Below are 5,229 nucleotides of genomic sequence, written 5' to 3' on the forward strand. Positions count from 1 at the left end.
CACCGCGGTGCGCTCGGAGCGCTCCCGCTCCTCCTGCGCCGCCGTCCGCTCGGCCCGCTCGGCGCGGGAGGCCAGCCACGCGGCGGCGAAGTCCGCGGGCTCGGCCGCCTGCGGCACCTCGCCCGCCACCCAGCGCAGCAGCAGCGCCAGGGCGTGCTTGCACGGGAACTTCCGGCTGGGGCAGGTGCAGCGGTAGGCGGGACCGGCGAGGTCGACGACCGCCTGGTACGGGCGCGCGCCGGAACCGGCGCACACCCCCCACACGCCGGGCGGTGCGGCGCTCGCCCCCGTCTCCGACCACGGCCCGGGCACGGCGAGCTTGCGCGCCGCGGCGGTGGAGGAGGCGTCGGGGGCGAGGGCCAGCACCTGCTCCGGGCTCCACCGCTGCGACACGCCTGCGACGCTAACCCCCGGGGCGGACACGGACCCTGCGCCGCGACCGTGCCGGCGCCGCGGCCAAACGGGGCGCACCGCGGCGACGTCGTGTGGTGGTGTGGGGGGGTGCTGCTCACCGTCTCCACCACCGGGACCCCCGACGCCCCGGCCACCGACCTCGGGCACCTGCTGCACAAGCACCCCGACCGGCCGCAATCCACGGCGCTGGCGGGCGGCACCGCCCACGTCCTCTACCCGGAGGCCACCGCCGAGCGCTGCACCGCCGCGCTGCTGCTGGAGGTGGACCCGGTGGCGCTGGTGCGCGGCCCGCGCGGCGGCGGTGAGGGTTTCGCGCTGCAGCAGCACGTCAACGACCGGCCCTACGCCGCCTCCAGCCTGCTGGCGGTGGCGCTGGCGCAGGTGTTCCGCACCGCGCTGTCCGGGCGCTGCGCCGGCCGCCCGGAGCTGGCCGCGTCGGCGCTGCCGCTGCAGGTGCACGTGCCGGTGCTGCCCTGCCGCGGCGGGGCCGACCTGGCGCGGCGGGTGTTCGCCCCGCTGGGCTGGGACGTGACCGCGGTGCCCGTGCCGCTGGACCCCGAGGTCCCGGCGTGGGGTGGCTCGGAGTACGTCGACCTGCGGCTGGACGGCCGGTTGCGGCTGGCCGACGCCCTGAACCACCTGTACGTGCTGCTGCCGGTGCTCGACGACGCCAAGCACTACTGGGTGGGCCCGCAGGAGGTGGACAAGCTGGTGCGGGCGGGCTCCGGCTGGCTGGCGGCGCACCCGGAGCGCGATCTCGTCACCGCCCGCTACCTCGCCCACCAGCGTTCCCTGGCGACCTCGGCGCTGGAGCGGCTCACGGAGGGCGCGCTCGACGAGGACACCGCCGAACCCGCGGCGCAGGCGCCCGCCCGCGCCCCGGGGCTGGCCGCCGAGCGGCGGTCCATGGTGGGGCGGCTGCTGCGCGAGGCGGGTGCGGGCCGGGTCGCGGACCTCGGCTGCGGGGAGGGCGCGCTCGTCGCGGACCTGCTGGCGGACAGCGCGTTCACCGAGGTGGTGGCCGCCGACGTGTCCGCCCGGGCGCTGCAGCGGGTCGAGCGGCGGTCGCGGCCGGAGCGCATGCCCGAGCGGCAGCGGGAGCGGCTGCGCATCCTGCAGACGTCCCTGACGTACCGCGACGAGCGCCTCGCCGGCCTGGACGGCGCGGCGCTCGTGGAGGTCGTCGAGCACGTCGACCCGGAGCGGCTGCCGGCCCTGGAGCGGTCGGTGTTCGAGTTCGCCGCCCCGCGCACCGTCGTCGTCACCACCCCCAACGCCGACCACAACCCGCGGTTCCCCTCGCTGCCGGCGGGTGCGTTCCGCCACCCCGACCACCGGTTCGAGTGGACGCGGCAGGAGTTCCGCGGGTGGGCGCGGCGCGTCGCGGCGGAGCACGGTTACGCGGTCGCGTTCACCGGCGCGGGGCAGGAGGACCCCGAGGTCGGCCACCCCACCCAGGTCGCGGTGTTCACCCGGCGCGAGCCGGGCGCGGGCGCGGGGGGTGCGGCGTGAGCGAGCGGACCGTCGACGTCACCGTGCCGGCCCTGAGCCTCGTCGCGCTCGTCGGCATCTCCGGTTCGGGGAAGTCCACGTTCGCCCGGCGGCTGTTCGGCCCGCACGAGGTGCTCTCCAGCGACGCGTTCCGCGCGATGGTCTCCGGCGACGAGAACGACCAGTCCGCCACGGCCGACGCGTTCGAGCTGCTGTTCGCCGTCGCGGGCAAGCGGCTGGACCGCGGGCTGCTCACCGTGGTGGACGCCACGCACGTGCAGCCGGAGGCGCGGCGCAAGCTGGTCGCGCTGGCCCGCGCCCACGACGTGCTGCCCGCGGCGGTCGTCCTCGACGTGCCGGAGGCGGAGTGCGCCGCCCGCAACGCCGCCCGCCCGGACCGGCAGTTCGGCCGCGGTGTGCTCAGGCGGCAGTCCGACCAGCTGCGCCGCGGTATGCGCAGCCTCGCCAAGGAGGGTTTCCGCAGCGTCACCGTGCTGCGCTCGGCGGCGGAGGTGGACGCCGCCCGGCTGGTGCGCACGCCGCTGTTCACCGACCGCCGCGACGAGCGCGGGCCGTTCGACGTCGTGGGCGACGTGCACGGCTGCCGCGAGGAGCTGCAGGCGCTGCTGCAGCGGCTGGGGTACGTGCTGCGCCGCGACGCGTCCGGCCGCCCGGTGGGGGCCGCGCACCCGGGAGGGCGGCGGGCGGTGTTCCTCGGCGACGTCGTCGACCGCGGCCCGGACACCCCGGGCGTGCTGCGGCTGGTGATGGGGATGGCCGCCGACGGCGACGCGCTCGTCGTGCCCGGCAACCACGAGGCGAAGCTGCTGCGGGCGCTGCGCGGGCAGCAGGTGCAGGTCTCGCACGGCTTGGCGGAGTCCCTGGCGCAGCTCGGGGCGGAGGACGAGCGGTTCCGCACCGACGTGGTGGGGTTCCTCGACGGCCTCGTCTCCCACCTCGTCCTGGACGGCGGCGCCCTCGTCGTGTGCCACGCCGGGCTGCCCGAGCGCTACCACAACCGCTCCTCGCAGCGGGTGCGGGCGTTCTGCCTGTACGGCGACACCACGGGGGAGAGCGACGAGTTCGGGCTGCCGGTGCGCTACCCGTGGGCGCGGGACTACCGCGGCGCGGCGACCGTGCTCTACGGCCACACCCCGACGCCCGCCCCGGAGTGGGTGAACCGCACGATGTGCCTGGACACCGGCTGCGTGTTCGGCGGCCGGCTCACCGCGCTGCGCTGGCCGGAGCGGGAGGTGGTGGACGTGCCCGCGACGGCCGTGCACCACCAGCCGGCGCGGCCGTTCCCCGCGGCCGGAGCGACGCCGGGGGTTTCCGCGGCCAGCCCGGCGGTGCGCGACCCGGACGTGCTGGACCTCACCGACGTGACGGGCCGGCGCGTCGTGGAGACCGGAACCCACGGCCGCGTCACCGTGCCGGAGGAGAACGCCGCGGCGGCGCTGGAGGTCGTCAGCCGTTTCGCGGTGGACCCGCGCTGGCTGGCGTACCTGCCGCCGACGACGAGCCCGGTGGCGACCTCGGCCGAGGAGGACCTGCTGGAGCACCCGGCCGAGGCGTTCGCCGCCTACCGCGCCGACGGGGTGCGCGAGGTGCTCTGCGAGGAGAAGCACATGGGCTCGCGCGCGGTGCTGCTCGTCTGCCGCGACCTCGCCGCCGCCACCGCCCGCTTCGGCGCGCCCGGCGGGGCGCTCGGCGCGGTCTGGACGCGCACCGGCCGCTCCTTCTTCGACGCGCCCCGCACCGAGGCCCTGCTGGGGCGGGTGCGGGCCGCGGCCGAGCGCGCCGGGTTGTTCGAGGAGCTGGGCACGGGCTGGCTGCTGCTGGACGCGGAGCTGCTGCCGTGGAACGCCAAGGCGCAGCAGCTGCTGCGGGAGCAGTACGCCGCCACCGGCGCGGCGGCGGAGGCGGGGCTGGCCGCGGCGGCGGACGTGCTGGGGCAGGTGGCCGGCCGCGGCCTCGACGTGGCGGACCTGCTGGCGCGCACCAGCTCCCGCCGGCGCAACGCCGACTCCTTCCGCGCCGCGTACCGGCGCTACTGCTGGGAGGTGGACGGGGTGCAGGGGGTGCGCCTGGCGCCGTTCCAGCTGCTGGCCACCGAGGGGGCGACGTACTCCGGGCGGCCGCACGCCTGGCACCTGGAGGTCGCCGACCGGCTGGTGGCGGCCGACCCGGGCGTGTTCGCCGCGACCGCCCGCCTGGCCGTCGACGTGGACGACGAGGCCTCCGTCGCGGCCGGGGTGCGCTGGTGGCGCGCGCTGACCGACGCCGGTGGCGAGGGCGTGGTGGTCAAACCCGCCGCGAACGTGGTGCGCGGGCTAAATGGGCTGGTGCAGCACGGGCTGAAGGTGCGCGGGCGGGAGTACCTGCGCCTGGTGTACGGGCCCGACTACACCGAACCGGCCAACCTGGTGCGGCTGCGGGAGCGCAACCTGGGCCGCAAGCGGTCGCTGGCCGCGCGCGAGCACGCCCTCGGGCTGGAGGCGCTGGAGCGGCTGGCGGCCCGCGAGCCGCTGTGGCGGGTGCACGAGTGCGTCGTGGCGGTGCTGGTGCTGGAGTCCGAGCCGGTGGACCCGCGGTTGTGACGGCGCGCCCCCCGGCGCCCTTCTCCGGGTTCGGGCGCCCGGATGCGGGGTTCCCGCCGCCCGAACCCGGAGAAGGGCGCCGCGACGGGCCCATCTCGCCGCCCGAACCCGGAGAAGGGCGCGGCGACGGGCTCAGCCCAGCAGCGGCGCCACCACGCTGCGCAGCACGCCCGGCCCGTCCAGCGTCAGCACCGACTCGGGGTGGAACTGCACGCCCGCGAACCCCCGGCCGCGCAGCGCCAGCACCTCCTCGCCCGGTGCCCGGCAGACCTCCACCCCGTCGGCGGCGAGCTGCGCCAGCCGCTCCTCGTCCGCCCGCGCGGTGAAGGAGTTGTAGAACCCGACGGTGGCGCGGTGGCCGAACACGTCGACCTCCAGCTGCGCGCCCTGGAACGGGGCGTCCTTGCGCCGCAGCGGCAACCCGAGGGTCCGGGAGATCATCTGGTGCCCCAGGCACACCCCGAGCAGCGGGTTGCCGCCGGCGCGGGCCTGCGCCAGCTGGGACGCGGCGAGGTCCTGCAACCGCGCCAGCCGCGGGTCGGCGGAGTCCTCGGGGTCGCCGGGGCCCGGGCCGAGGACGACGAGACCGCGGTGCGCGGCCAGCGCGGCGTCGAGGCCCGGGTCGTCGTAGCGCAGCACCCGCGCGGGCAGCCCGCCGGCGGTGAGGACGTGCGCGAGCATCGACGTGAAGGTGTCCTCGGCGTCGACCACCAGCACCTGCCCG

Annotated in this window: 4 protein-coding genes; 2 read left to right on the forward strand and 2 right to left on the reverse strand. The window is 77.5% G+C overall.

Going from position 1 to position 5,229, the window contains the following annotated elements; all coding sequences use genetic code 11:
• Window positions 1-393 (reverse strand): SWIM zinc finger family protein (locus ABEB16_RS06800; RefSeq protein WP_345711501.1); only part of this gene is annotated, 393 nt, incomplete at its 3' end.
• Between the two features lie 108 nt (window positions 394-501).
• Here ABEB16_RS06800 and ABEB16_RS06805 point away from each other — a divergent pair.
• The gene (locus ABEB16_RS06805) at window positions 502-1,926 is read left to right on the forward strand and encodes a 3' terminal RNA ribose 2'-O-methyltransferase Hen1 (RefSeq protein WP_345711502.1); all 1,425 of its coding nucleotides are present in this window, start codon (window positions 502-504) and stop codon (window positions 1,924-1,926) included.
• Window positions 1,923-4,505 (forward strand): polynucleotide kinase-phosphatase, encoded by a 2,583-nt coding sequence (locus tag ABEB16_RS06810; protein WP_345711503.1) that lies wholly within the window; start codon window positions 1,923-1,925, stop codon window positions 4,503-4,505. Before ABEB16_RS06805 ends, ABEB16_RS06810 begins: the two co-directional genes overlap by 4 nt.
• A 132-nt stretch (window positions 4,506-4,637) precedes the next feature.
• Here ABEB16_RS06810 and ABEB16_RS06815 read toward each other — a convergent pair.
• Window positions 4,638-5,229, reverse strand: a 592-nt coding sequence (locus ABEB16_RS06815) for an aminodeoxychorismate/anthranilate synthase component II (RefSeq protein WP_345711504.1), incomplete at its 5' end; no start/stop codon positions are given.

It is taken from the genome of Kineococcus glutinatus (assembly GCF_039542765.1).
Classification (GTDB): domain Bacteria; phylum Actinomycetota; class Actinomycetes; order Actinomycetales; family Kineococcaceae; genus Kineococcus_A; species Kineococcus_A glutinatus.